Source organism: Ancylomarina sp. 16SWW S1-10-2, from assembly GCF_009669305.1.
In the GTDB taxonomy this organism is placed as follows: domain Bacteria; phylum Bacteroidota; class Bacteroidia; order Bacteroidales; family Marinifilaceae; genus Ancylomarina.
On record NZ_SADB01000007.1, the window covers coordinates 1 to 25971 of the forward strand.

The window sequence follows — 25971 nt, forward strand, 5'->3', positions numbered from 1 at the left end:
GAGAAACAAATTGATACATCGTATATATGCTGTAATAACTACCGGACAGGAATATGACAAAAATTATTACCAGAATAATATGAATATAGCAGCTTAAATAAATATAAATTTTAAACCTAAATTCTTGGATTAACCATAGAATTCGGGATGTTCGGTGGGGTGGTCTTTTAGAATTATAAATAGCTAATTTCGCTTTGAAAATAGATCTGAGAATGTTTAGCTTCACAAGCTAAACTTCCCCCTTCAGGGGGATTAAGGACTGTCAGTTTTAATTATGTCTTATTTATTCTATCATGATTGATGAACTATACGTGTATTATTCCAAGCACGATGAGGAGAACCAGAATTGTTTGTATGCTCTGCGAAGTATTATTCTTGGTACAGATGAGTTGGTAAGTGAAACGATGAAATGGAACTTGCCTTGTTTCTGCTATAAGGGCAAAATGTTTTGCTTTATAAATGTAGAGAAGGAAAGTAATCAGCCCTATATTCTTTTTGTTGAAGGTGGCCTTTTGAATCATCCAGAATTGGAACAAGGTGAGCGTGTACGAATGAAAATATATAGGGTAGATGCAAAGCACGATTTACCCATTGAGACGATAAGCTTGCTTTTAAATGAGGCATTGGATTTATATAAAAATGGCAGAATAAAAATCAAATAAGAGAATTGGTTATGGCTGTATCAAAGGATTTTCTGAATTATGTTCTCGATCTTTTATCGGATTGGGGTGAGATCTATGTAAAAAGGATGTTCGGCGGGGTTGCACTCTTTCGTGATGATTTTACCTTTGCTATGATTGCTAGGGATGTGGTTTATCTGAAAGTGGATGAAACCAATATCGATAAGTTCATTGCTCAAGGTTCTACACCACTAAAACCCTTTAAAAGTGATGCTCTGGTAAAATCATTTTACATGGTTCCTCCAGATATATTTGAAGATTCGGAAGCTTTTATTGAATGGGCAAAAGAATCATTGGAAATTCAGATAAAGAAAAATCGATAGGAATAAAACGTAGGCAGAATTTAAGGCATAAACATAGCGTTATGACAAAAGAAAATCTAGATACTAAACCTGTTAAATTTGAGGTGAAAATAGATAATACGACAGTAACTGTAACAGATTCATCCTTAAGTATATTAGAGGTTGCAAGAGGTGCAGGATTCGATATTCCAGCACCCTGTTTTGATGATAAGAGAAAGTATGGTGGATGTAAAGCATGTGTGGTTGAAATTGACGAAAAACAGAGTTATGCGTGCCGAAGAAAACCTAAAAAAGGGATGCATATAGTTGTTGACAGAGAAGATTTAAATCAGCTACGGGAAGAGCGAATTATTGAATACAAGAAGAAAGTTGATATCAAAACGAAAAAAAATTAAATAAGACTAATGGATATAAAAGAATTAACAGCGCCTTGTGGCTTGGCTTGTTGGGCTTGTGGCATATATAAAGACAATATTACCGAGGAAGTAGCTCAGGCTACAGCTGCACGATTAAATATGCTTATTGAGGATGTTGCATGTGATGGTTGTAGAAGTGAAAAGGGATGCTCTGTATCTGTTCCTATGACTCAAGGAAAGGGTTGTAAAACAAAAGAGTGTGTTGCGAGTAAGGGTATTCATAACTGTTCGGAATGTAATGAATTTCCATGCGATTATTTAATGCCAGTTGCCGATATGGCGAGCATGGTTCCTCACAATACTAAAATATATAATCTTAGCAGAATCAAGCTAATTGGTTTGGAAGAATGGGCAAATGAAGCACCAATGATTCAGCAAAAATATTTTAAAGGTAAATTTGCTTATGGTCAAGCGCCAACTTTAGATTAAATCTGACTAGATTCTTAATTGAAAATTTTGGCTTTGGCACATTCACTTTTCGGATGAAAAAAAATGAAAATTCACGATATTTTAAACTTGCTTAGATAATCTTGGTTATGATGTATTTTAAATAATCAACAAAAGGGAAATAATCTATTTTAGGTCTAAAATAAATATAAAATAACTATGAAAGTAATTAAATTAAAGCGCAGTATTTTTCAACGTTTACTCGGAAAACCAGCTACAGAATTACCTGGAAATAATGATTTTTGGTCATTTACTGATGGCAAAATTACGGTTAATCTCGATAAAGCTAATGGCTTAAGCAAAGTAGACGGTGCAGTTCGTTTAGAAGGCAAAGGACTTCCCAACAGAATTATACTTGTACATGGTAAAAAAGACCAGTATCAGGCTTATGACAATAAATGTACTCATATGGGGCGTCGAGTAGATCCTGTTCCAGGAACCGAGACCGTTCAATGCTGTAGTGTTAATTGTACTACTTTCAATCAAAAAGGAGAAGTTATTGAAGGACCAACAAAAAAACCATTAAAGACACATCCTGTCACTATTGACAACAATAAATTGATTATTACACTTAACTAAGCGTAATTTGAAGTAAGAATGAAAAGCCAACATAAATGTTGGCTTTTTTTGTAAAATGTATTAGCAATTATGTAATAAGTATAAGTTTCTGGGAGTAGTTTATAGTAATTTTGTAGTAAAAGTGAAATATGAAACAATCGATGATGATGATTTTTATGGCAATTGCAATCCTAGTGTTTGGAACGATTGCTTGGTATATATACAGTAGAGGAGCTTTGGCACTGGAAGGTAATAGTATGTTATCCGTTTTCACCTGGGCATTTTGGCTTTTGGTAGCCACATTTTTTGTAGGTCAAATATTGGAACGAGGAGAACCAGGCGTATTTGCTACCATAATAAGTCGTACAGGTTCGGTTGGTTTAGCCTTTCTTTTATACCTTCTTTTATTTGTTTTATTTGTAGATTTTGTAAGAGTACTACAACACTATTTTCACTTTATTCCAACTTCGCTTACTTCAGGACTTCTATCGGGTAAAATGCTCTTTATTTATGGCCTTTCGTTAAGTACTGTAATTACTATTGGTGGTTTTGTAAATGCCCACAATCCAATTGTTAAAGAGATCAATTTAGAAATTGGAAAGAAGAATTCTAATCGTGATTCTCTCAAAGTATTATTGGCAACAGATGTTCACTTGGGTGTGATGCTAGGCAAAAATCACGCTCAAAAATTAGTACGACAAATAAATGCTCAAAAGCCAGATATCGTGTTGTTTGGTGGCGATTTAGTAGACCATAATCCATCGCCTGTAATGAAATACGATATGGGTACTTATATCGAAAAAATTAATGCGCCACTTGGTGTATATGCCGTTACAGGGAACCATGAATTTATGGGCAAACCAGATGTTACTATCAATTACTTTACGAAACATGGAGTTACTTATATTCGAGACACAATACTCAATATCGACGGAATTGTACAAATTTTAGGTCGCGACGATAAAGACAAAAGTCAATTTACCCAAGATGCTAGAAAGAGTATGGATGAAATCATGAAAAATAGCGCTACCGATCTGCCTTTGTTACTTATCGATCATCAACCCGTTGAATACGATAAAGCCTCAGAAAATGGTGTGGATTTAATGATGTCGGGACATACACACAAAGGACAATTGTGGCCTCTCTCATATATTACGAATATGGTGTATGAAAATCATTTTGGCCTGATGCAAAAAGTAAATACCTGGTTTTATACATCGTCGGGCTATGGAACTTGGGGACCGCCAGTACGCACAGGAAATAGACCAGAATTAGTCGTTTTTAATCTTTCTCTAGTCAAAAAGTAGTCGTTGTCTTGTCCTAAACAAATTCGTGATAATTGTTTAGGGCAAGACAAACTCTAAAAAGGACAAATCTATATTGGGTTTGTCCTCTTTTTTATTATACTTAAGCCTTTAAAATTAAATAGAAAATTATGAGAGATTTTGCAGCTATCGATTTTGAAACCGCTAATCAGAATGGTAGTAGTGTATGCGCTGTTGGTGTGGTTGTGGTAAGAGATGGTGAGATTACCGATAAGTTCTATCGTTTGATTCAGCCTGAGCCCAATTACTATACTTATTGGAATACTAAATGTCATGGTCTTACGGCTAATGATACCGATGGTTCTCCTGTGTTTTCGAAGGTTTGGAAAGATATTGCACCACTTATTAAGGGATTACCGCTTATTGCCCACAATAGTCGATTTGATGAAAGATGTTTGAAAGCTGTTTTTAAGACTTATAATATGGATTATCCCGATTATGATTTCCACTGTACTTTAAAGGAATCAAGAAAGAAGTACCCCGATCTTGAAAATCATCAACTTCATACCGTATCGAGATATTGTGGTTACGAGATGCGTAATCATCATGAGGCTCTTGACGATGCTTATGCTTGTGCTATTATTGCAATTAAACTATTTGTGATACCTGAGAATTACAAGTTGGAGCTTTAAAAGTGTAGTATTCGTCATTCTGAACTTGTTTCAGAATCTTTACGTACTAAAACTATATTTAAGTTGGCTTAGTTTTACTAGTTGAACTTCCCCCTTTAGGGGGATTGAGGGGGTGTTTTTTTAAATTATGAATTAGTAATTATAAGTTATGAATGTATAATTACGATCCGAGTATATATTTTGAGTTGTCTTAGTTTCACTAGCAAAGTTCCCCCTTCAGGGGGATTGAGGGGGTGTTCTTTGAACTACGAATTATGAAATAACCACCTCCCCCTCGTTCCGAGGGTACTCCTCCTTAAACAAAGAAGGAGAAATTTGATAAACGGTTCTAGATTTAACCTCAATAAAAACTAACAGTTTCCCCGCCTTATTTCAAGGAGGGAAGCCGAACGTGTTCGGTGGTCTGTTTAAATTATGAATTAGTAATTACGAATTGTGATTTATGAAAAATTTGCTTCGACTCCGCTCAGCAAGCGGGCTAAGCTAATTATAAATTAAGAATACATGATGAGTAAATGGGAGAGGTGTGTAAAATAAGCAGTAACAGAGATTAACGTGGTAGCGTAAAATAGAAGGTGCTTCCTTTTCCTTCTTGGCTTTCTAACCAAATTTTACCATTTAGTATTTTAACATATCCTGTAGAGATTGATAAACCAAGTCCAGCTCCTTCTTGTAGTCGTTTATTGGTCGTATCAGCTTGAATAAAACGTTCGAAAACGGCTTTTTGTTTATGTTCCGAAATACCGATACCAGTATCTTTAATATAAAACTCCAAATTTTCGCTACACACTTTAAAACCCAATTCAATTGAACCTAAGTCTGTATATTTTATGGCATTTTTAACCAAATTTGTAAGAATTGCAAATAATTTTTCATTATCCGTTTTCACAATAAGGGCTTCTGTTAATTCTGGTTTATTAAGGAAAAGTTGTAAGCCTTTATTTTCTGCTTCGGGTTTAAAAAAAGAGTAAATGTGATCTACAAGATCATTAACATTTGTATTTTGAAGATTTACTTCTACTAAACCAGCTTCTATTTTAGAAATATCAACAATATCGTTTATAATGTTGAGTAAACGATTACCACTTTCTTGAATAATATCTATATATTCTTTTTGCGCATCCCCAGTAAGCTCAGGCTCTCTTAATAATTCGGTAAAACCAAGTACGCCATTCATTGGAGTACGTATTTCATGACTCATATTAGCAAGAAAGGCTGATTTTAAACGATCACTTTCTTCAGCTTTTTCCTTGCCTTTTATTATTTCTAGTTCAGCTAGTTTTCTATAAGTAATATCGCTTCCAAAACATGAGCCTCCAACGACTTTGCCTTGTTTCACAATAGGGTTAAAAGCAACTTCAATATAAATACTTCCATTGGGAGTTTTTATTTCATCTTCAAAAGTAAATTGTTCATTTGCTAACACCCTGTCGTATTGTGATTTCCAAATATCAATAAGCGATTTGGGAAGGGGTTTTAAAAGATTAACTCCTAGCTCTAGATGTACACCAAAGGCTTCATAAAACTCATCTTTAAATTTCTGATTGAGATAGAGTATTTCATAATCAAGATTAAAAGCCCAAATACTATTCTTGGTGCCTTCTATTATAGCAGTAATATTAGCATTAATTGTTTCTGTGATATTCTTTTCACTTTGCAACTCTTTGGTTCTTTCATTAACCGTTTGCTCCAAACATTTATTTTGTTCTTCAACCGATAGTTTCTCTTTATCAAGCTTTCTGTTTAACCAAAAATTCCTACGGTTTTGCGACTCCATATAATATGAAGCAAACATACCTATAAGATTTGCACTGATAAAGAAAAAGTTGTTAGTGATAATTGTTGCAATTGGAGAATGGGCGTAAAAAATAGCGAGAATATTAAAAATAATAAGAAGGAGCCACCCACAAACTGCTGCCCATATAAAACGAAGTTTAAGAAATAAATAACCTGAAAAAAAGACGAGCATTAAACCTGCATAATACGAATAATTATCAGGCTCTAGTAGTGTCATAAGACTAATACCAATTCCGCCGAATATGACATCAATGGTTATTACAGCCTGCCAAATTTTTTCGAAAATTTTAGTAAATGATAAAAGAAGAATACAAATATTAATTGGTAAGATGATATAAAAACGAATGATATAGAAGAAATCAACGTGATTGGGAAACATTAATGGATCTAAAAGTCCAAACAAGCCATATAAAATCATCACCAAGAGTATTGAAACCCGAAGTTGTACTATCGAGGTATCAAAATATTTCTTTCTATATAACTTTTCAATTTCAGAGGGAAATGACATTGCTATTTTAAAATAATCCTCTTTTTTATTTGTCATATTCTCGATATTCATGCAATTTTTATTAAAATAAATTCCCTGGTAAGGTTTTCTAAAATTGGATGGGCAAAATACTAAAAAAAACAAATACATTTAAACTATATCATAATATATAATTGGTAATTACGAATTACGATCCGAATATATATATCAGTGCGTTTCATTTCACTAACTGAACTTCCCCTTTATGGTGTATTATTTAAATTAAGAAATAACCACTTCCCCCTCGTTCCGAGGGTACTCCTCCTTAAACAAAGGAGGAGAATTTTGATATACGGTTCTATATTTAAACTTAATAAAAGCTAACAGTTTCCCCGCCTTATTTCAAGGAGGGTGCCGAACGTGTTCGGTGGGGTGTTTTTTTATAATTGTGAACTAATAATTACGAATTATGAATTACAATCCGAGTATATATTTGAGTTTGTTCAGTTTTACTATATGAACTTCCCTCTTTAGGGGATTGAGGAGGTGTTCTTTTTGATTATGAATAGTTAATTACAAGTTGTGATCCCGATCTCTATCGGGAACGAATTACGTTTTGAAAATCTATTTTGCTTTCGAGGTAAAAACAATGGCTGCTAATCATCAATTAGCAGCCATTGTTTTCTTCAGCTTCAGCTAAAGAACTATTTCTTTGTGTTCTTTACATTTTTGTAATCCCATTTTAATTCTGCTTTTAAACCTTCTACAACATTAAAAACGTGTGGGCATATTCTGTAGTTTTGAATCGCACTATAAGTTTTGCTTATAAAATTATCTTGGTCTAGATATGGAAATAAACGACACTCTTCTGGTCGGTTAAAATAATCTGTACACACTTTATTTTTGTGGTGCATGCACTTTATGCTTTCAGCATACATAACAGATTCAATGTCTTCTTCTGCAACAAATTGCCTAAGCTCCTTATGTGAGGCTATAGGTCTTAGATTTTGACAACAATTACCACAATCTCTACAGTCTATTTTACTTTCAACCTCTTTGTAAAGTCGATGAACAATTTCATCTATTTTTAGCGAATTTTGTGTTTTAAGGTAAGTTTGAAATGCGAGATTTTCAGACAATCTTTCCTCAGCTAATTGCTCTATCTTTTCGAGATTACTTTCTAAATTCTTCATAGTTATGGTTTGAGCAAGGCTGTCGAGTCAGTGTTTTTAACATCAATATTGATGTTATTTCAAAATTTATTATTGAAAAAAGGTGTTTATCATCCTCATATGGTAGGATAGTAACACCTTTTTTATAAACCAATTTAATAATTGTCTTGTTGGCTTATATTTGCGAAGCGCAAATGTAGTTATAGTATTGGTAGTAATGCTAATTTAAAATACTTTATAAATGCTGTTTCTATTAAGTCTATACACTTTTCAATGAAAAGGCATTATACAGAGCATCTTTAGCTTGTTTGATTCCTAAATTTACAGCAACTAGTAGAAAGAAAACTTTATCTTTTTTACTTATACCTTTATTCTTGTTTCCTTTTTTACCTTTTCACTCTTTAACCTTTAACCTTATCTTTTAACTCAATTCAATAAGTGTAATCTCTGGTGGCATACCTATTCTGCCAGGGAAACCAATATAACCAAAGCCACGATTCACATATAAAAATTGTTTACCTACGTTATATAAACCGCCCCAACGAGGGTATTTGTATTGAACAGGGCTCCATTTAATACCAGCTCGTTCTATTCCAAATTGCATACCGTGTGTATGACCTGCAAAAGTAAGATCAACATCTGTATCTAGTACTTTTGCATCCCAATGCGATGGATCATGACTCATCAGTAATTTGAAAGCTAAATCTTCATTACCATTCATAGCTAAATCTAAATCACCATGTTGAGGGAAAGGAGGTTTACCCCAATTTTCAACGCCAATTAAGGCGATTTCATCTTCATCAATTTTAAGTCGTTCAGTTTCATTTAAGAGTAACTTAAAACCAATGTTTTGGTGAAAATCTTTAATCTTTTTTAGGTTATCTGCTTTAGCTTTGGCTGATGGCCAATGTGAATAATCGCCATAGTCATGGTTACCTAATATGGAGTATTTTCCCATTTTTGCATTCATCTTGCTAAGCACAGGTGCCCAACCTTCGGTTTCTTCAGCAAAGTTATTTACCAAATCTCCTGTAAATAGAATAATGTCAGGTTTTTGTTCATTTATGAGCTCTATTGCCTTTTCAATTTTTTCGTAGTTTTTATTAAAACTGCCTAAGTGCATATCTGAAATTTGAACAATTCTTAATCCTCGAAAAGCCTTTGGTAGATTTGGAAAGTGTAGACTTTCCTGCATAATACGGAAATTGAATTTCCCCTTAGTCACACCATAAAGTATTGAGGCAAAAGGAATGGCCGCAAGCATTAATCCCATTTGATATAAAAATTCGGATCGTTCCATTTTTCTTTTCGATTTTGATTCTAACTTATTTTCCTTCTCCATCATAGTAAATAGGCCAATGAGCCAACTTACTGCTTTCTGCACATCCCTAAGTAATACGAAAAAAACAAGAACAAATTTAGGGACATAAAACAGAGCGAAGCCTGCAGTTAAATATCCAACATAAACATACGTTTCTGCTTTTTGCACATATTCAATTCTTAAAAAGAATAAAACAAATGCCGCAAACATAATTATTGATATCGACCAATAGAAAATCTTTAGTACTTTTCTAATCAATAGATTTTGAAATTTATTGATGAGTGGCTTTAGGCCTCTGTATGTATATAAATCCACAATTAACATGAAAATTAAAAGTGGAATAATTAAAAAGGCGCTAGCTTTCATAGTCTAATCTGAATTTAATAATTGGATCAAAGATAAACATTTTTCTTACTTATTGATTTGGTCATCAATTGCTTTCGTTATTTTTTGAAAAAATTATTCAATCTTTTATTTTAAACAAGTCTAGCTTTTGTTTGATTATGACAACATAATCTCAAATTAAACTGAAATTATTATACTGAAATAGGTGTACCTTGTTTATTAGATATTCTAGGTTTTCACTAGCCATTCCGAAAGAACATTGAATAGGAGTGGAGAACTGTGGCAATGCATAACGATACGAAGTCTATTTTAACGATATCGTAATGTAGAACGATAAAAAGTCTCCTTTTTTTATTCATAAATACCAAGACCTATTTATTCTGCTATTGATAATAATTTTAAAAAGTATTTTACAGTATTAATCTATGATGTTTAGTTTGAATTTGTAATTTCAGGACTTATAATTAGTCCTGTTTTTCAAAATAGAGTGCATGTTTTATTAGAAATAGGTAGAAAAGTCAGCGAAATATCAAGGATTTGTGATAATGAATGCTTAAATTTAAGAGCATAGCGTCCGATAAATACATGACATGAATATTTGGTTAATGTGATCACAGATAGTAATACTTAATACATTGTTATTCAGTTTATTTGTTGATAGGCTTAAAGTGGAAATAACAAAATTGGTATTATAAATTATATAAGAACTTAGGAATGGGTAAAAAGACAAGTAACTTTTTAATTGTTGTTGGTTTACTAATTTTTGGTATTGTCTTCAATAGTTTTAATAGTCCAAAATCGATGATTGATAAAACGGTAGTTAAAGAGTTAGATATTGAAAAATACTTGGGTACCTGGTATGAAATTGCTCGTTACGATCATCGTTTTGAACGAGGAATGGTTGGTGTTACAGCTGATTACTCGATGCGCGACGATGGGAAAATAAAGGTGCTTAATAGTGGTTACAAGGATAGTTTATCGGGTGAATTTTCTGAAGCCATTGGAAAAGCAAAGATTCCAGATCCCGAAAATGAACCTGGAAAGTTAAAGGTATCCTTCTTTTGGATTTTTTATGGAGACTATTATGTTTTGGAACTCGATGAAAATTACCAATGGGCCGTAATTGGTAGTCGTTCTGATAAGTATTTATGGATACTAAATAGAACACCACAAATAGACAAAGATTTGTACGATACACTTCTTCTTAATCTGGAAAAACGAGGATACGATGTATCAAAACTGATAAAAGTAGAGCAAAAAAAAATGTAAAATCGAATACTAAAAAATAGCTTATGCATATTAAAAGTATTTTAATTAATTACGTTTTAACTTTCATTTTTTTCCTAATTATAGACATGGCATGGTTGGGATTAATTGCCAAAAATGTGTATCAAAAATATTTGGGCGATTTTTTGAGTGAAAAAGTTAACTGGACTGCTGCATTTATTTTCTATCTGATTTATGTTTTAGGAATATCCATTTTTGCCATTTATCCGTCGGTTCATAAAGATTCGGCTTTAAGTGCTATTTTTTTGGGAGCCTTGTTCGGATTTTTTGCCTATGCCACATACGATTTAACAAATTTAGCAACACTCAAAGGTTGGCCACTACCTATTGTATTTATCGATATTGCTTGGGGAATTGTATTAACAGCAACGGTAAGTTTATTTGGTTATTATATGGTAAAGTTTATTGGTTAATTTTCAATTATATTTAAATATGAATGCATTATCTGAACAAGCAATCAATGGGAAAATCCTTTATTATGGATTTATTGCCGGAAGCCTACAAGTTTTACAAAATCAGGTAGAACTTAATCGGATAAATGTGTTTCCGGTACGTGATAAAGATACTGGCTCAAACCTTGCATCTACTATTCGTGCAGTTATCGATAATATTAAACCTCATAAATCATATAAAAAAACAATTGGGAATATTGCAGAAGCTGCTTTAATAGGAGCTCGTGGTAATTCTGGAGTTATATTTGCTCAATTCTTATATGGCTTGAGTAAGGAAACGAAGAACAAAAATGTTATCACACTTTATGAGTTTGCTGAAAGCGTAAAGAAATCAATTCCATATATTTATGAGGCAATAGCTAACCCTGTTGAAGGAACAATGTTAACCGTTATTCGTGATTGGTCCGATTTTTTAAGTAGTAAAAAAGAAGGCTTATACGATTTTCAGAAAGTGATTGTTGAATCGATTGACGTTTTAGAAAAATCATTAAATGAAACAACTTCGAAACTTAAAGCTCTAAAGAAGTTTGGCTTTGTTGATGCTGGTGCCAAGGGATTCGTCTTTTTTATAAAAGGCGTTATCGAATTTATAAAAGATAGAAATATAAGGAATCTTGCTTTAGGTGAAATTGAAAACGTGTCGCTTATTCATACCGAAGAATCTTTGGATGAGGAAATCACTTTCCGCTATTGTACCGAGGCTATTATAAAAAATCTACAAGTTAAAACTGATTTATTAAAGCAAATTTTAGTGAAAGATGGTGATTCTGTTGTTGTGGCAGGTTCCGAAAACACCTGTCGAATTCATATTCATACCAATCATCCGGCTCAACTTTTTGATAAGCTTAAAGATATTGGAACAATTACCTTTCAGAAAGTTGACGATATGCAGCGTCAGCAAGAAGTGGCAAATAAAAGGAAATGGAATATTGCATTGGTGACAGATTCTACCTGTGATTTATCTCAAGATTTGATTGATTTCTATCAGATTAATATTGTGCCTTTAAACTTAAATTTTGGGGATAATCATTATCTCGATAAAATAACCTTACAGCCAGAACAGTTCTATAATTTGCTCGATAGTAGTCAGGAATTCCCCAATACATCGCAGATTAACGAACGTACTTTTACCAATTTGTATTCGCAGTTAGCTTCGCATTATGATGCAATTATTTCGGTGCATCTCACATCGCAGTTTAGCGGAACCTTTGCAAACAGTGTTAAGGCAGGTCAACGCATCGAGAATGAATTTAAAAAGCCAGTTTATAATATAGATTCTAAAAACCTATCGGGAGCACTGGGTTTACTTGTTCTTAAAGCAGCACAAAGTATAGAGGCTGGTAAAACGGCTGAATCTATTGTGGAATCGATAAAAACGGATATTTCCAACACCAAAATATTTGTGAGTGTTAAAGAGTTAAAGTACATGATAAAAGGTGGGAGAGTCTCTAAACCTGCCGGATTTATTGCCAATGCATTGGGGATTAACCCCGTTATATCGATGGATGAAGAGGGAAAATCACTCTTGTTTGGAAAGACCTTTAGTCAGAAAGCAAGCCTGAAAAAGATATTTAAACATATCGAAAAAATTGGTCGTGGAAAGTCACTATGGAATTATATTGTTTTGCATGCACATAATCCGGATGGAGCAAAAACTGCTGAATTAAAGATGTTGGAAATTACAGGTAAGAAACCCGTGTCGGTGGTTGATATATCGCCCGTAATAGGTATGCATGCCGGTAATGGAGCCATTGCAATTTCATTGTTGTTTCAAAATTAAAATCTGGCCTATGCTAACTTTATTTTTACATGCTCTGTTAATCATTTTTGTGCTCGTAAGCCTAATTTGGGTGTTAAGCGTCATCATTACTAATGTTAGTATTGTTGATATATTTTGGGGAATGGGATTTGTAATTATAAATGCCGTCTACTTTTATAGTTCTGGAGATTTTTCTTCGCGTAAAATACTCTTATTGGCTTTGGTTAGTTTATGGGGATTACGGCTTTCTATCTATCTCGCATGGCGAAATATAGGTAAAGGAGAAGATTTCCGCTACCAAGAATTTAGGCGAAATTATGGAGCAAAGCGATATTGGTGGTATAGTTATTTTCAGGTTTTTTTGTTGCAAGCTGGCTTAATGATGCTTGTCTCGCTACCTTTATTGGGTGTGCATTCACAAACCAATTTTAATGGTTTAAACGTGTTGGATTATCTGGGAGTTCTTGTTTTTATTATTGGCTTTGTTTTTGAAGCAGGTGGTGATTATCAATTGGCAAAATTCAAGAATAATCCGAACAATAAAGGCAGCGTTTTAAATACCGGTTTTTGGAAATATACACGACATCCCAATTATTTTGGAGATACTGCTGTTTGGTGGTCATTTGGTATTTTTAGTTTAGCTGCTGGCAGTTATTGGACATTTATAGGTGCAATTTTTATGACGCTTTTAATTATTAAAGTTTCAGGAGTTGCATTGCTCGAAAAGACACTGAATAAAGATAAGCCTCAATATCATGAATACATTCAAAAAACGAATTCCTTTTTGCCCTGGTTTCCTAAAAAGTAAAGAAGATGGATTTTATAACTAAAAATATATGGTTGATTCTTTTTGTTGTGTGGGGTTTACCCTTAGGCTTTTACCGCAGCAAGTTTCGAAAGATTATTTACCAAACCGACAGTTGGGTTATCAACATTAAACCCGTATTTTGGAAAGAAATTAAAGGCTTATTTAAAAATATTTATCCAGATAATATGAAATACAAAAAGTTCAGAAATTTTTACTCGCTATACTTATTGGGTTACTTCATTTTATTTATTTTTTATTTGAATTTTCATACAAATGCTCAAACAATGGAAAAAATCGATATAGGGAGTACGGTTCCCAATTTTGAATTACAAGACCAAAATGGACAAAATTTTCAACTCGAATCTGTTTTGGGCAAAAAAAATATGGTTATCTATTTTTATCCTAAAGATGATACGCCAGGTTGTACTAAAGAAGCTTGTGCTTTTCGAGATCAGTTTGAAGTGTTTAAAGACACAGATGCTGTAATTGTTGGAATAAGTGCACAGTCGGTAGAGAGTCATCTTAATTTTGCGAAAAAACATCGCTTAAACTTTACGCTATTGAGCGATACAGGCAATAAAGTTCGTAAGTTATTTGGCGTACCGAGCAATCTCTTTGGATTAATATCAGGCAGAGTAACCTATGTTGTCAATAAAGAAGGGAAGGTTATATATATGTTTAACTCGCAAACACAAGCGGAGAAACATGTTGATGAGGCATTACGTATTTTACAGGAAATACAATGACTTTAGAACTTAAAATAGTATTGTTAGTACTAACTTATTTATTGGGTTCAATTCCATTTGGCTATCTTTTGATTAAATTCTCTACCGGGAAAAATATACTGAAGCATGGAAGCGGTAATATTGGATCTACTAATGTGAGACGTGTTGCAGGTAAAAAGATGTCAATTGTAACGCAACTTTTAGATATGCTAAAAGGACTTATTCCTGTTGCTCTGTTTTTGACTTTTAGCACTTCTTTAGCGAATCCTAATTTCATTTTCATGCTTGCTTTAGTAGCCATTATTGGGCATGATTTCAGCCTCTTTTTAAAGTTTAAAGGAGGTAAAGGTGTCAATACAACATTGGGAGCTTCCGTTTTAATTGCTCCTTATTCAGTCTTTATATCGGTAGCCATATATTTTATAGTAAAATGGCGTTTTAAATACGTTTCAATGGGCTCAATTGCCTTGGCTATTGCCATGCCCATAGTCGAACTGATATTACATGAAATAACACCTACATTTTTTTACTTGGCTTTTAGTTCGGTCCTAATTATACTTAGGCATCAAAAAAACATGATCCGATTACTTAATGGAACAGAATCCTGTTAACAATATTGATTATTAAAAACACTCTAATATGGCTTTTTATCAATTTCAGAGAGAACAAGTTCTGAATACTTCTATTGAAGCATTATGGGATTTTATTTCTTCTCCACAAAACTTGAAAAAAATTACACCCGATTACATGGGTTTTGATATCAGCTCTAAAGACCTACCTGGAAAAATATACCAAGGAATGATTATTAGTTACATTGTGAAGCCCGTTTTTGGCATTGAAACAAATTGGGTGACTGAAATAACACATGTAAAAGAAAAGGAATACTTTGTTGATGAACAAAGAGTTGGGCCGTATTCAATGTGGCATCATCAGCATATTATTAAGCAGCAAGGTGATAAGGTATTAATGAAAGACATCATTAGTTATGTTCCGCCATTTGGGTTTTTGGGTAGCATTGCCAACGAGTTGATGATTAAAAACAAATTGAACGAAATCTTCGATTATAGAACCACAATACTTGAAAAAATATTTCCACAATGAGAATCTGGTCACTTCATCCAAAATATCTCGATGCAAAAGGCTTAGTAGCTCTTTGGCGCGAAACACTGCTTGCAAAAAATGTTTTGCAGGGCAATACAAAGGGCTATAAAAACCATCCGCAACTTATTCGTTTTAAAGCTACAGATAATCCCCTTGATAGAATTAACCAGTATTTAGCGGAAGTTTACGAAGAAGCTCTGCGGCGAAATTATAATTTCAATAGGTCTAAAATTGATTGGCAATTTACGGCTTCTAAAATAGCTGTTACTGATGGTCAGATTCAATATGAAAAAGAACATTTGTTGAAGAAATTGGAAGTCAGAGATTTGGAGAAATTTCACATTCTATCAAAAGAAACAGTTATTGAACTTCATCCGCTTTTCCATTTAGTACAAGGTGATATCGAAGATTGGGAGATAGTGTAAAGTTTCAGCTGTAAACACCTATGATTTCGTTTGGTAAACACTGCTCAATATGAACAGTGCTTGATTTAATGGGTATTTCTGTTTTTTTTATGAAGAATATTTTAATTGAAGTTCTTTTCAGAAAGAGGTTTGTTGATTCAGAAAATTTAAAACTCTATTCATATCATCTGTGTTGCCTAGTTTACTAGAACTAGGTATTTATCCGTGTTTAAAAACTTTATTAGCCTACTCTTAAAGTATTTCAACTAGGGTAGAGACTTGAGGTGAATAAATTCTACGAAGTCCATTTTAGATTTGTAGGAATGTCGGATGATAAAGGGGCTCACCTTTTATTTACAAATACCAAAACTTATTTACGTCAGTTACTTATAATAATCGAGTAAAATATTTTACAGTATTTATATATGATGTTTAATTTGAAATTGTAAATTTATGAGCTGTAATGAATGTAGTTCTTGAAAATTTGGTGAAGAAGCAACAGTTGTAATTTTAGCTACTGTTTGGGACCTGAAAGTTTATTCTGGTATTGAAGTTCGTTGCATTGAGAAGCATAAAGTGTATGCTATCTGCATTCTTGGTACTTTATAATTATTAGTTTTAATAAAAACAAAACGATGATAAAACAAGCTATAATTTACACAATAACAATTTTCACAGTTTTATTAGTTCAATTTTTTGTTTTCTATTTTTTGTCGAAGGGGAAAGACAAGCCTTCATTTAAAGAGAATTTGTTATCGTTCATTGGTGCTTCTCTTTTTATTGGAATTATGTTTTCTTTGATTACAGGAGTGTGGGATTCAATCAATTATAAAATAGTTCTATTTATACTAATGGCTTCTATAATTTCATCTTATTGGTTTATTATTAATCCTTTAAAATATTTATTTAAAGCAAAAAAATATTTTAGAGATAATGAATTAGAAGATGAAATAAAATCAGAAGGGTATAACTATAAAATACTTTTTACTGATCAGTTTGTCTCTAATGCACTTGCGACAGGAATCATTCCTTTTCATAAAATAATAATAGTCGGGAAAAACTTAAAAGAGAAATTAACTAAGGCTCAATTAAAGGCAATTATATACCATGAAATAGGTCATCATAAAAGAAAACATATTCTCAAACTTTTTTTTGTAAACATTATATTACAAACCATATTTTTTGTAATGTTTTCAGAAATTTTAAAGCTCCATATTTCAGTTGTGTATTTGGAAGGTTTGTTAGTAGCATTGGCAGGAGCTATTGGAGGCCTATTATTTTGGTTTGTTCCCAACAAAGTTTCTTTTTATTTTGAATATCATGCTGATGAATATTCTGCAAGTCATTATGATAGGAGTGCAATAATAGATTCATTAACAAAGCTAGATGAAATAACAGAAGGTAAATTTACGAAAGGAAATTCTAACCATCCAAGTTTAGAGAAAAGGATAAATAATATTGCAAAAAGTGAAATTTAATAAATATCATTTGACTCTAGGATTAATTATATTCATATGTGATTTCTAATCCTTGAATTCAAATTAGTTTTAAAAAATTGGTACTCTATTTCCAATTTATGACGTCATATTTTAAGAAGAATGTAAAACCCTAAATATGATATTCATATTTAGGGTTTTCTATAATTTAGTGTTGGGAATATTTAATCGCAAAGTTCAATTAGATTCTTCTCAATCACTTCAGAATTCAATTCTTTACCAATAAATACCAGTTTGCTTTCTCTAGTTTCATTCTCGTCCCATGCTCGTCCTACTGTGGCATTAATTTGCGTGTGTACCGATTGTAAAATAATTCTGTTATCAACACCCGAAATATTAAGAATACCTTTCACGCGATATATGGTATCGGGATTGAATTGTAAAAAGGCATCTAACCATCCACCTATTTTCATTTGATTAAAAGCTAAGTCACTTTTAAAACAATAGTTTTCAATATCGTGATGGTGATGGTGTTTCTTTTTATTATTGCTGTTATCTACCGAGAATAGAAACTTATAGATATTTTTTGGATTGTAAGCGTATACATCAAGTAATTCGACATCAAGTTTCGATTGTACTGCTTGATGGATATTTGCAGTTGGATTAATTTCTCTAATTTTTGAGTGGAGCTGTTTTGTTTCTTCTTCGCTAGAGAGATCTATTTTGTTGAGGATTAGGGTATCAGATATGACAATTTGTTTATTTAGAATGTCTTCCTTTTTAAGATCGTTCTCAGCATTGGCTGCATCAATTAAACAAATAACAGAATCGAGTTCAAATTTGGCTTTAATACCAGGATCTGCAATAAACGATGCCAATATATTACCCGGATCGGCAATACCTGTTGTTTCAATTAACAGATGATTGAATGAATGGTTATTCTTGATTAGGTTCTCAAGAACTAAGAAAAGCTCTGTGTTAAGATTACAGCAAATACAACCGCCACTCAATTCAAACAAATCGTCGTTTTCTATATTAGTAACCAATTCAGAATCGATATTTTCTTCGCCAAATTCATTTTCGATGATAACAAATTTCTTATCCTTATGGCTTTTTATCAGTTGATTTAAAAGGCTAGTTTTCCCAGCGCCTAAAAAACCAGTTATAACTGTAACAGGTATTTTATTCATTCTTTTATACGAATTGAATTTTTTATAATGTGTTAATGCTTATGAATCTAGCTTGGAATTTAAAATTTTTCCCAATGAACAATTTCATCTACACTATTTCTCTTTTTTGCAGGTTGTTTTTCATGATCAGGATATCCTAAAGATAGAATAGCAATAGGTTCGATATGATCAGGAAGCATAAAGTAATCACGACATTTTTGAACATCGAAGTTGCAAACCCAGCAAGTACCTAAACCAAGGTCTGTAGCTTGCAAAGTCATGTGGTCAGTAGTAATTGCAGCGTCGATATCGGCATGATCTTTACCATCTTCAGCGCGTTTCCACGATTTGTTGTGGTCTGCACAAATCACGATATATATGGGAGCTTTGTTAAACCAATCGCGATGGTAAATAGCAGAAAACTTATCGTGGTTTTCTTTTTCGCGAATCACAATAAAATGCCATGATTGAAAATTAACCGCTGATGGTGCATATTGACCAGCTTCTAAAATTTGCATTAACTTCTCATTCTCAACTTCTTTGTCTAAATATGATCGAACCGAATAACGGTTTTTAATGGTATCTATTAAGCTCATAATTGTAATTTAGATTTGCTGTAAAAATATAAAATTTTCATGTGCATTAAGCTATCTATTTATAACTTTGCAGCCTTAATTAATAATGGCTTTATGCTCAAGGAACTCAAACAAAATAAAATGTATGCCTACCTCATGTTATTGGTGGTTGCTGCTACGGCGGGACATCAAGCATGGCGTACTCTATTTAATAATTTAGCTGTTGATGAGATCGGAATAAATGGATTTCAACTTGGTGTTATTCAGTCGGTAAGAGAGATTCCTGGTTTTTTATCTCTACTAGTTATCTATGTTTTGTTCTTTGTTAAAGAGCACCGTTTGTCAGCCATATCGGTTTTATTGGTTGGTATTGGGGTTACTCTTACAGGGTATTTCCCCTCGTTTTATGGACTGATTTTTACAACACTTATCATGTCTATTGGTTTTCATTATTTCGAAACGACCAATAAATCCCTAACGCTACAATATTTTAACTACGAACAAGCACCATATGTCTTTGCTAAGCAAAAGAGTTGGGCTGCGGTTGCTAATATTGCAATGGGAGCTTTCATTTTGTTATTAGCTGATCATTTATCGCTTCAGATGAATTTTATAGTTGCTGGAGTTATCATTATATTAATGGCATTATGGGCTCTGTTTTGGAAACCTGAGGATGAAAATATTCCTGTTCAGAATAAGGGACTGGTTCTGCATAAGCGTTATTGGTTGTTCTACGTCTTGAATTTCTTGAGTGGAGCTCGACGACAAATATTTGTCGTATTTGCCGTGTTTATGTTGGTGCAGAAATATCAATTCAGCATACAAAATGTCGCTATCCTTTTCATTATCAATAATATTATTACTTATTTTATATCGCCTTATATAGCAAAGGGAATTAACCGTTATGGTGAACGCATAATGCTAAGCCTAGAGTATTTCTTTTTAATATTTATATTCCTTGGTTATGCTTTTATAGAAAACGGTTTGGTCGTTGCTATCTTATACATTTTCGATCATATTTTCTTCGGATTTTCGATGGGAATTAATACCTATTTTCATAAAACAGGCGATAAGAAAGATATTGCACCTTCAATGGCGGTAGGTTTTACGATTAACCATATTTCGGCAGTGGTAATTCCAGTATGTGGTGGTTTGTTATGGATGTGGCATTGGCAAATACCCTTTATAGCAGGAGCTATACTGAGTGTGGTTTCATTGGCATTTGTACAGAAAATTAAGATTAATAAAATTTAGAATCAAAATATCATTTTAATATGACAACAGAGAATATATACAAAAGTCTTGTAGAATTATACAACAAGGGCATTACGGAAAAGGAACCTAAAATTATTAGAGAGTTCTTGAATGATAATACACATATTGCTTTAAAAGATAATCCTCGTTTCTATTTGGAAATCTTACAACATCGTGCTGCAGCTTATGCTTTGTTTGGTGAGTTAAGTGAGGCTGGGAAAGAGTATGCAAAGGGTTATTCTTCATGCTCAACTTCAGGTAAGTGGGTTTATGGATTAAATTGGTCTTTGCAATATTTGGCTGAGTATTCTCTTAACAGAGGGAAAGCTAAATTAAGAGAAGTGCTTTCTGAGGCTTTGCCTGTATTGGAGCAAGCCGAGAAGGATCTTGTATTCGACCAATATCGTGAATTCTATCAATTAACCTTATCGAATGTAAAGGCATTTATATTGATGAGTTTAGGTGAAAAAGAAAAGGCTTTAGCCATTTATAAGGATGCTAAATTTACGCCGGTTCCAGTTAACGCTTATAACGATAAAGAAGCCCTACAACTTTTATTTGCTCATTACACAAAAGGGCTTGCGGTTGCAATAGAATATAAGGATACTCAATTGTTAAAGAATTTACTTAAGGTGATTTCTTTGGATGATGCCTTGTTGAATAGTGATCAAACTTTCTTTAAAGTATTCTACGAAACCTTAGTTAGTGCATTCGATATGCGTGCTGAGTTTATTACTGAGTTTAATGCTATGTTTAAGATTAAGGATAGTTTGAAGACAGTAGCTCCAAGTTTCTCTAAATTCTTATCTCTAATTGGTGATCAAGATTTAGATAAGCTAGATGTCTTCTTTAAGGATTTTAAATAAGCTTCCTAAGTTCAGCTAATTTTTAATTTAACTTTAGCAGACTTAAAATATAACAGTGAAAATTTAATCGATGGCAAGTTCAAAAACGAAGACCTATTCAGCTCTTGAGGAGAAAATAAATGTTTATTCTCATGGATTGGGTTTTATTATTGCTTCCATTGGTTTAATTTTTTTGCTGATATTGACTTTACCCCGTGGCGATTGGAGTCAAATCCTTAGTTTCGGGGTATTTGGTTTAAGTATGATGATCTTATTTGCAGCGTCTACACTTTATCATAGAGCGACGGATCCTGTTAAACGATCTCGACTGAGAATACTGGACCATGCATCTATTTATGTGCTAATCGCAGGTACATATACGCCTTTTTGTCTGGTGACATTGCCTGATAGATTGGGACTTATCTTTTTTACTGTAGTTTGGGGTTTTGCTTTGGTTGGTATCTGTATTAAGCTCTTTTTCACAGGAAGATTCTCGGTCTTTTCAACTTTGATGTATCTATTTATGGGTTGGATGATGGTATTCATGATTAAACCACTCTACCAGAATATAGCACCTGAGGGTTTGTATTGGATATTTGCAGGAGGATTGGCTTACACAATTGGAGCTGTTCTATATAGCATTAAGCGTATTCCTTTTAATCACGCTAGTTTCCATATTTTAGTTCTCGTGGGAAGTTTTTGTCATTATATGGCGATATATCTCTACGTTGTATAAGTTTTGTTCCTTTACTTTTCCTTGATGAAAAGTAACAAAAATCAATGACTCCGGCACTCAGTGACCCATCACGGTTCAAAGGTTAAACAGACTGAACTCGTTCGTACCTCACTCAAACAGCATTCTGTTTTTAACACCTTTTTCACCTATGAGGCCCCACTTGCGTTGCCGAGGTCTCAGACAAAAAATCATCTCACAATTTTAATTGTCGAATTAGAGCTACTGAAAGCTGATGATTATTTTCCTTCTTCCTCACTTTTTCTTTAATCACGCCTGAGGCGTTCCGATGATTATCGGAATTGTTTCACTCAACCTTTATACTTTCTTCTTTTTTTTAGTTTCCAGTCTAACAGTCTAACAGTCTAACAGTCTAACAGTCTAACAGTCTAACAGTCTAACAGTCCAACTTCCTTACTGCGTTTTTACTCTTTTACCTTTATACTTTTTTACCTTTCTACACTTTAATCACGCCTGAGGCGTTCCGATGGTTATCGGAATTGTTTCACTCAACCTTATTCACTTTCCGACCCATTTTCCCAATGAGCTAGAACATAACGCAAATCACTCATGCTAATCTCGTTGCCAAGATCATTTTTCGCATCATTCAAAGCTTCAATTTTATGATTATCGAAATAATTCATGATTATAGCTAGTTTTTCATCATCAACAAATCGACTGATAGGTAAGGCATTTATACCTACATAATAGCATAAGTGTCCTTCAATGGTAGAGCGAGCTAAATCGCGCATAGCGGCAATTACAGCCACACTTTTACCTTCTTTAAACATTAAAAAGCTAGTTTCTTTACTACTTACTTTTTTAGGTGATTGGGCATTTGCTGATGTGAAGATATCAGGCGTTTCTGCCAGATTATTTTCTTTTTTAAAAGTGTCAACTAGTTTAATAAGTTCCAAACCATAATCGTTAATCTTTTTAGGACCCAAGCCTTTAATTTGTTTTAAGGCTATTTTGTTTTGGGGCAGATTATTACAGATTTGAACAATCACTTTAAAGCTTATAATTGAAGCAACTGAGGTGTCTAATTCATTAGCTTTAGCGTATCTCCAGTCTTTAAGTTGTTTAAAAAACTCCGGATAATCGACAACAGCTGCATAATCTTCCTGTTGAGGCATGCGCTTAAATGTCACATTTTTTAGGTTTTCTTTTGCCTTAAGTTCCAAAAAGTCCTTAAGAATAAAGCCATGATTGCAATGCAGCATACAAGCTACTTTTACTTGAGTCAATTCAACAATTCGAGTACGTAAATCTTTAACTGTCTTAGCTAACGATTGATTATCAGTATCGAAATATGCCTGATGTACAGGTTCTAGAAGGTAGAGTTCTAGCTTTGGGATAAAGTATTCACAGGCTTTATGTAATCGTTCCTGAAAGAGTTTATCGTTACGCAAATCGGGAGATGAACCAAACATATGGAAAAGCTGATTTGAAAATTGTTGACCAACCTTCACCAGTTCTGGTTTAATTTTATCAATAACTGCCGCTACCTTTTCCTTACAATCACCTTGAGAAGTTGTTGGATGAGCCTCAAAAACTTGATTCAAGCGGTTAGTGTAATGGAAAATTAAATCCATATCGAAAAGCTCTTTCAGTAGCGAAAGTTCATAGTCACGCTTGGCCTTGTATAAATCTTCCTGTTTTGGAGGATTATCCTTCATATCCTGATTAAAGCTAGTTACCGAGCTATCGCAGATAATTCCATGCGGATTAATTTCTGTTTTTAGAACCATGCCTTCGAGCGACTTGCAGCGAGATAGTGCCACATAAACTTGACCGTGAGCAAATGCCGATGCGGCATCGATAATGGCTCTATCGAAGGTTAAACCTTGAGATTTATGAATTGTAATTGCCCAAGCTAGTTTCAATGGGAATTGTGTGAAGGAGCCAATCACCTCTTCCTCAATTTCCTTAGTCTTTTCGTTTATGGTGAATTTAATGTTTTGCCAACTTTCCTTTTCAACCTCAATCACATCTTGGTCGCCCTCGCATTTTACACTAATACTATCCTTATCAATAAAGGTGATCGTACCAATTTTTCCGTTATAAAAACGTTTGGTTGGTTTGGAGTCATTCTTTACAAACATGACTTGCGCTCCCTTTTTTAGTTCTAAATCTTCGAGAGTAGGGAAGGCGTAGTCTGGAAATTGTCCGTCGATGCTAGCCTTAAAACTTTTTTTATCAGCATCAAGCTTCTTTAACTTAATTTCGTTGATATCTTGAGCCTTTCTGTTGTGCGTACTCAACGTGATGTAAGCATCCTTATCATCAGGATCGAAATCAGGTTTGTAGTTGGCATTAAGTCTCCGTCGTGAAGCATCCGAAAGCTTATTATTTCGAATCTCATTTAAAATTTGGATAAAATCTTGATCTTTTTGACGGTAGATGTGTTTTAACTCGATGCAAATATGTGGTGACTTTTGTAAAGCCCTTGAGCTAAAGAAAAACTCTGTGGTATAAAAACGTTTCAGAATTGACCATTCTTCCTGTTTTACCACAGGAGGTAATTGTTGCAAGTCACCAATCATGAGCAATTGCACACCACCAAAGGGCAATTTAGAATTACGATAACGACGCAGAACAGCATCAATACCATCTAATAAATCGGCACGAACCATTGATATTTCGTCAATCACCAATAAATCTAGTGATTTTATGATATCTATCTTGGTCTTATTGAAACGTTTTTCAGGGGCTTTTCCACCCTTGTTTGTATATTCATCTTCGGGAAGAATAGGACCGAAGCCAAGCTGGAAAAAGGAATGCACAGTAACACCACCCGCATTTATGGCAGCAACACCTGTAGGAGCTACAACAATCATCCTTTTTAGTGAATCTTCTCGTAAGCGGTGTAAGAATGTAGTTTTACCTGTACCAGCTTTTCCTGTTAGAAAAATATTGGTATTCGTATTTTCTATATAGTCGTAAGCTAGTTTTCTCTCTTTGTTTTCTTCCATTTTATCCTCAAGAATCATAAACTATAAAATTAGTCTTTTAGATGAAGAATCGGGCAATCTCAATTCTATTTATTGAGTGTTTTTTCGAATCGCTACGATTTAATATATAGAAGAAAAAGGAATAATGATAGAAAAACACGATCTAATCCAGAAGGGATGAGATAATTGTAGAAAAAATGAATAGATAACAAGCAAACCCCGAATGAGGTGATATAAAATAATATGCCTAGCACATTTTCGCATATTTAGATACAATGATTTCACCCTTTTAGGGTTCGTCGGAATATGATTGTTTTGTTCTATAATCATATCAGCCCTTTAGGCTTTAAAAATATAGCTTTTGTAATTGTAAGAATAATCATTTAATATTAGCATTTCATACACTTGTCGGCAGTATTATTTAACTTATACGCAAGTAGACAGCGGACTACTATTTAATAAATAGAAGATAAGAGAATACTGTTTGGAAAAACTGATTCAATCCCGAAAGGATGATAGAATATAAGAGTATTCAACGCGATGAATAATTATTAATAATTTGTTACTTTTAGAACATGATTGTACGAGAAAGTGAAATATTAGATACGATTGGAAAAGTAATGTTTATTGCTTTCTTTATGCTTATTTTATCTTCTTTTTCAAACAAGGTTACAGATCAATCTAAAGAACAAATACAGCTTGATCAAGCTATAGAATATCTTTCAGGTAATTCCAACACTATAATTATGGATCAGGCTAAAGTGCCTAGTTATAGTCAACATTTAGTTAGTCGTATCGATAGACTAAACTTAAATACCTTTAATGAGAATTTTAAAATTATACAAGACAATAGAATAGAACTTCAACAGAAAATTTTCTTCAAAAATTTGGCTCTAACACTAAAGCCTCTTCCCATTTACACGCGTTCCATACATTTATATTTGGAGACGTGTGACGACAATTTTATTTTAAGTTAATACACATAGACTAGTATGTTTATGTATTTCT

At 33.4% G+C, this 25971-nt stretch carries 26 protein-coding genes; 20 read left to right on the plus strand and 6 right to left on the minus strand.

Features of this window, described 5'->3' with window-relative positions; genetic code table 11:
* Positions 1-293: 293 nt before the first annotated feature.
* From EMN46_RS07045 to EMN46_RS07075, 7 genes are all read left to right on the plus strand, one after another.
* Positions 294-662, plus strand: a complete 369-nt coding sequence (locus tag EMN46_RS07045) for a DUF1801 domain-containing protein (protein ID WP_154200095.1) — start codon at positions 294-296, stop codon at positions 660-662.
* An 11-nt stretch (positions 663-673) separates the two neighbouring features.
* Positions 674-1003 carry a TfoX/Sxy family protein gene (locus EMN46_RS07050; protein ID WP_154200096.1) on the plus strand — a complete coding sequence of 110 codons (330 nt, stop codon included), beginning with the start codon at positions 674-676 and terminating at the stop codon, positions 1001-1003.
* A gap of 41 nt (positions 1004-1044) precedes the next feature.
* Positions 1045-1377, plus strand: coding sequence for a 2Fe-2S iron-sulfur cluster-binding protein (locus tag EMN46_RS07055; RefSeq protein ID WP_154200097.1), 333 nt, complete (start codon positions 1045-1047; stop codon positions 1375-1377).
* A gap of 9 nt (positions 1378-1386) precedes the next feature.
* Positions 1387-1827: a DUF3795 domain-containing protein gene (locus tag EMN46_RS07060; RefSeq protein ID WP_154200098.1), complete on the plus strand. Its 441-nt coding sequence runs from the start codon at positions 1387-1389 to the stop codon at positions 1825-1827.
* A gap of 177 nt (positions 1828-2004) precedes the next feature.
* Complete coding sequence (locus tag EMN46_RS07065) at positions 2005-2424, plus strand: ubiquinol-cytochrome c reductase iron-sulfur subunit (RefSeq protein ID WP_154200099.1); 420 nt, start codon at positions 2005-2007, stop codon at positions 2422-2424.
* A gap of 128 nt (positions 2425-2552) precedes the next feature.
* A complete protein-coding gene (locus EMN46_RS07070) occupies positions 2553-3710 on the plus strand; it encodes a metallophosphoesterase (protein WP_154200100.1) in 1158 nt (385 codons plus the stop codon).
* A gap of 128 nt (positions 3711-3838) precedes the next feature.
* Entirely contained in the window at positions 3839-4360 is a 522-nt protein-coding gene (locus EMN46_RS07075; protein WP_154200101.1) for a 3'-5' exonuclease, read from the plus strand.
* A 550-nt stretch (positions 4361-4910) separates the two neighbouring features.
* On the opposite strand, the gene EMN46_RS07080 is transcribed toward EMN46_RS07075, so the two are convergent.
* The 3 genes from EMN46_RS07080 to EMN46_RS07090 all read right to left on the minus strand — a co-directional run bounded on the left by EMN46_RS07080 (position 4911) and on the right by EMN46_RS07090 (position 9482).
* Positions 4911-6716, minus strand: coding sequence for an ATP-binding protein (locus tag EMN46_RS07080; protein ID WP_195715207.1), 1806 nt, complete (start codon positions 6714-6716; stop codon positions 4911-4913).
* A 611-nt stretch (positions 6717-7327) separates the two neighbouring features.
* Positions 7328-7816, minus strand: a complete 489-nt coding sequence (locus EMN46_RS07085) for a YkgJ family cysteine cluster protein (protein WP_154200103.1) — start codon at positions 7814-7816, stop codon at positions 7328-7330.
* Positions 7817-8216: 400 nt separating this feature from the next.
* Positions 8217-9482 (minus strand): metallophosphoesterase, encoded by a 1266-nt coding sequence (locus EMN46_RS07090; protein ID WP_154200104.1) that lies wholly within the window; start codon positions 9480-9482, stop codon positions 8217-8219.
* A 693-nt stretch (positions 9483-10175) separates the two neighbouring features.
* Between EMN46_RS07090 and EMN46_RS07095 the strand changes: the two genes are divergently transcribed.
* From EMN46_RS07095 to EMN46_RS07135, 9 genes are all read left to right on the plus strand, one after another.
* Positions 10176-10730, plus strand: a complete 555-nt coding sequence (locus tag EMN46_RS07095; RefSeq protein ID WP_229130299.1) for a lipocalin family protein — start codon at positions 10176-10178, stop codon at positions 10728-10730.
* A 23-nt stretch (positions 10731-10753) separates the two neighbouring features.
* Positions 10754-11161, plus strand: a complete 408-nt coding sequence (locus EMN46_RS07100) for a DUF2177 family protein (protein ID WP_154200105.1) — start codon at positions 10754-10756, stop codon at positions 11159-11161.
* Between the two features lie 19 nt (positions 11162-11180).
* Positions 11181-12980 (plus strand): DAK2 domain-containing protein, encoded by a 1800-nt coding sequence (locus EMN46_RS07105; RefSeq protein ID WP_154200106.1) that lies wholly within the window; start codon positions 11181-11183, stop codon positions 12978-12980.
* A gap of 10 nt (positions 12981-12990) precedes the next feature.
* Complete coding sequence (locus tag EMN46_RS07110) at positions 12991-13767, plus strand: DUF1295 domain-containing protein (RefSeq protein WP_154200107.1); 777 nt, start codon at positions 12991-12993, stop codon at positions 13765-13767.
* A gap of 5 nt (positions 13768-13772) precedes the next feature.
* Positions 13773-14513 (plus strand): peroxiredoxin, encoded by a 741-nt coding sequence (locus EMN46_RS19900; protein WP_229130300.1) that lies wholly within the window; start codon positions 13773-13775, stop codon positions 14511-14513.
* Complete coding sequence (gene plsY / locus EMN46_RS07120; RefSeq protein WP_154200108.1) at positions 14510-15103, plus strand: glycerol-3-phosphate 1-O-acyltransferase PlsY; 594 nt, start codon at positions 14510-14512, stop codon at positions 15101-15103. Before EMN46_RS19900 ends, plsY begins: the two co-directional genes overlap by 4 nt.
* A 28-nt stretch (positions 15104-15131) precedes the next feature.
* Positions 15132-15593, plus strand: coding sequence for an SRPBCC family protein (locus EMN46_RS07125; protein ID WP_154200109.1), 462 nt, complete (start codon positions 15132-15134; stop codon positions 15591-15593).
* Entirely contained in the window at positions 15590-16018 is a 429-nt protein-coding gene (locus EMN46_RS07130; protein ID WP_154200110.1) for a pyrimidine dimer DNA glycosylase/endonuclease V, read from the plus strand. Before EMN46_RS07125 ends, EMN46_RS07130 begins: the two co-directional genes overlap by 4 nt.
* 614 nt (positions 16019-16632) lie before the next feature.
* The gene (locus EMN46_RS07135) at positions 16633-17475 is read left to right on the plus strand and encodes a M48 family metallopeptidase (protein ID WP_154200111.1); all 843 of its coding nucleotides are present in this window, start codon (positions 16633-16635) and stop codon (positions 17473-17475) included.
* A 182-nt stretch (positions 17476-17657) separates the two neighbouring features.
* On the opposite strand, the gene EMN46_RS07140 is transcribed toward EMN46_RS07135, so the two are convergent.
* Together EMN46_RS07140 and EMN46_RS07145 are read right to left on the minus strand one after the other, a co-directional pair.
* The gene (locus EMN46_RS07140; RefSeq protein WP_154200112.1) at positions 17658-18623 is read right to left on the minus strand and encodes a GTP-binding protein; all 966 of its coding nucleotides are present in this window, start codon (positions 18621-18623) and stop codon (positions 17658-17660) included.
* A gap of 59 nt (positions 18624-18682) precedes the next feature.
* A complete protein-coding gene (locus EMN46_RS07145) occupies positions 18683-19198 on the minus strand; it encodes a nitroreductase family protein (protein WP_154200113.1) in 516 nt (171 codons plus the stop codon).
* Between the two features lie 93 nt (positions 19199-19291).
* Here EMN46_RS07145 and EMN46_RS07150 point away from each other — a divergent pair, with 93 nt between their 5' ends.
* The 3 genes from EMN46_RS07150 (at position 19292) to EMN46_RS07160 (ending at position 22012) form a co-directional block, all read left to right on the plus strand.
* A complete protein-coding gene (locus EMN46_RS07150) occupies positions 19292-20431 on the plus strand; it encodes an MFS transporter (RefSeq protein ID WP_154200274.1) in 1140 nt (379 codons plus the stop codon).
* A 20-nt stretch (positions 20432-20451) separates the two neighbouring features.
* Positions 20452-21297, plus strand: a complete 846-nt coding sequence (locus tag EMN46_RS07155; protein WP_154200114.1) for a hypothetical protein — start codon at positions 20452-20454, stop codon at positions 21295-21297.
* A 70-nt stretch (positions 21298-21367) separates the two neighbouring features.
* Positions 21368-22012: a hemolysin III family protein gene (locus tag EMN46_RS07160; protein WP_154200115.1), complete on the plus strand. Its 645-nt coding sequence runs from the start codon at positions 21368-21370 to the stop codon at positions 22010-22012.
* A 512-nt stretch (positions 22013-22524) separates the two neighbouring features.
* Here the strand turns inward: EMN46_RS07160 and EMN46_RS20290 are convergent.
* On the minus strand, positions 22525-25002 hold the full coding sequence (locus tag EMN46_RS20290; RefSeq protein ID WP_154200116.1) for a helix-turn-helix domain-containing protein: 2478 nt from the start codon (positions 25000-25002) through the stop codon (positions 22525-22527).
* A gap of 536 nt (positions 25003-25538) precedes the next feature.
* Here EMN46_RS20290 and EMN46_RS07170 point away from each other — a divergent pair.
* Positions 25539-25940, plus strand: a complete 402-nt coding sequence (locus EMN46_RS07170) for a hypothetical protein (protein ID WP_154200117.1) — start codon at positions 25539-25541, stop codon at positions 25938-25940.
* Positions 25941-25971 lie beyond the last annotated feature (31 nt).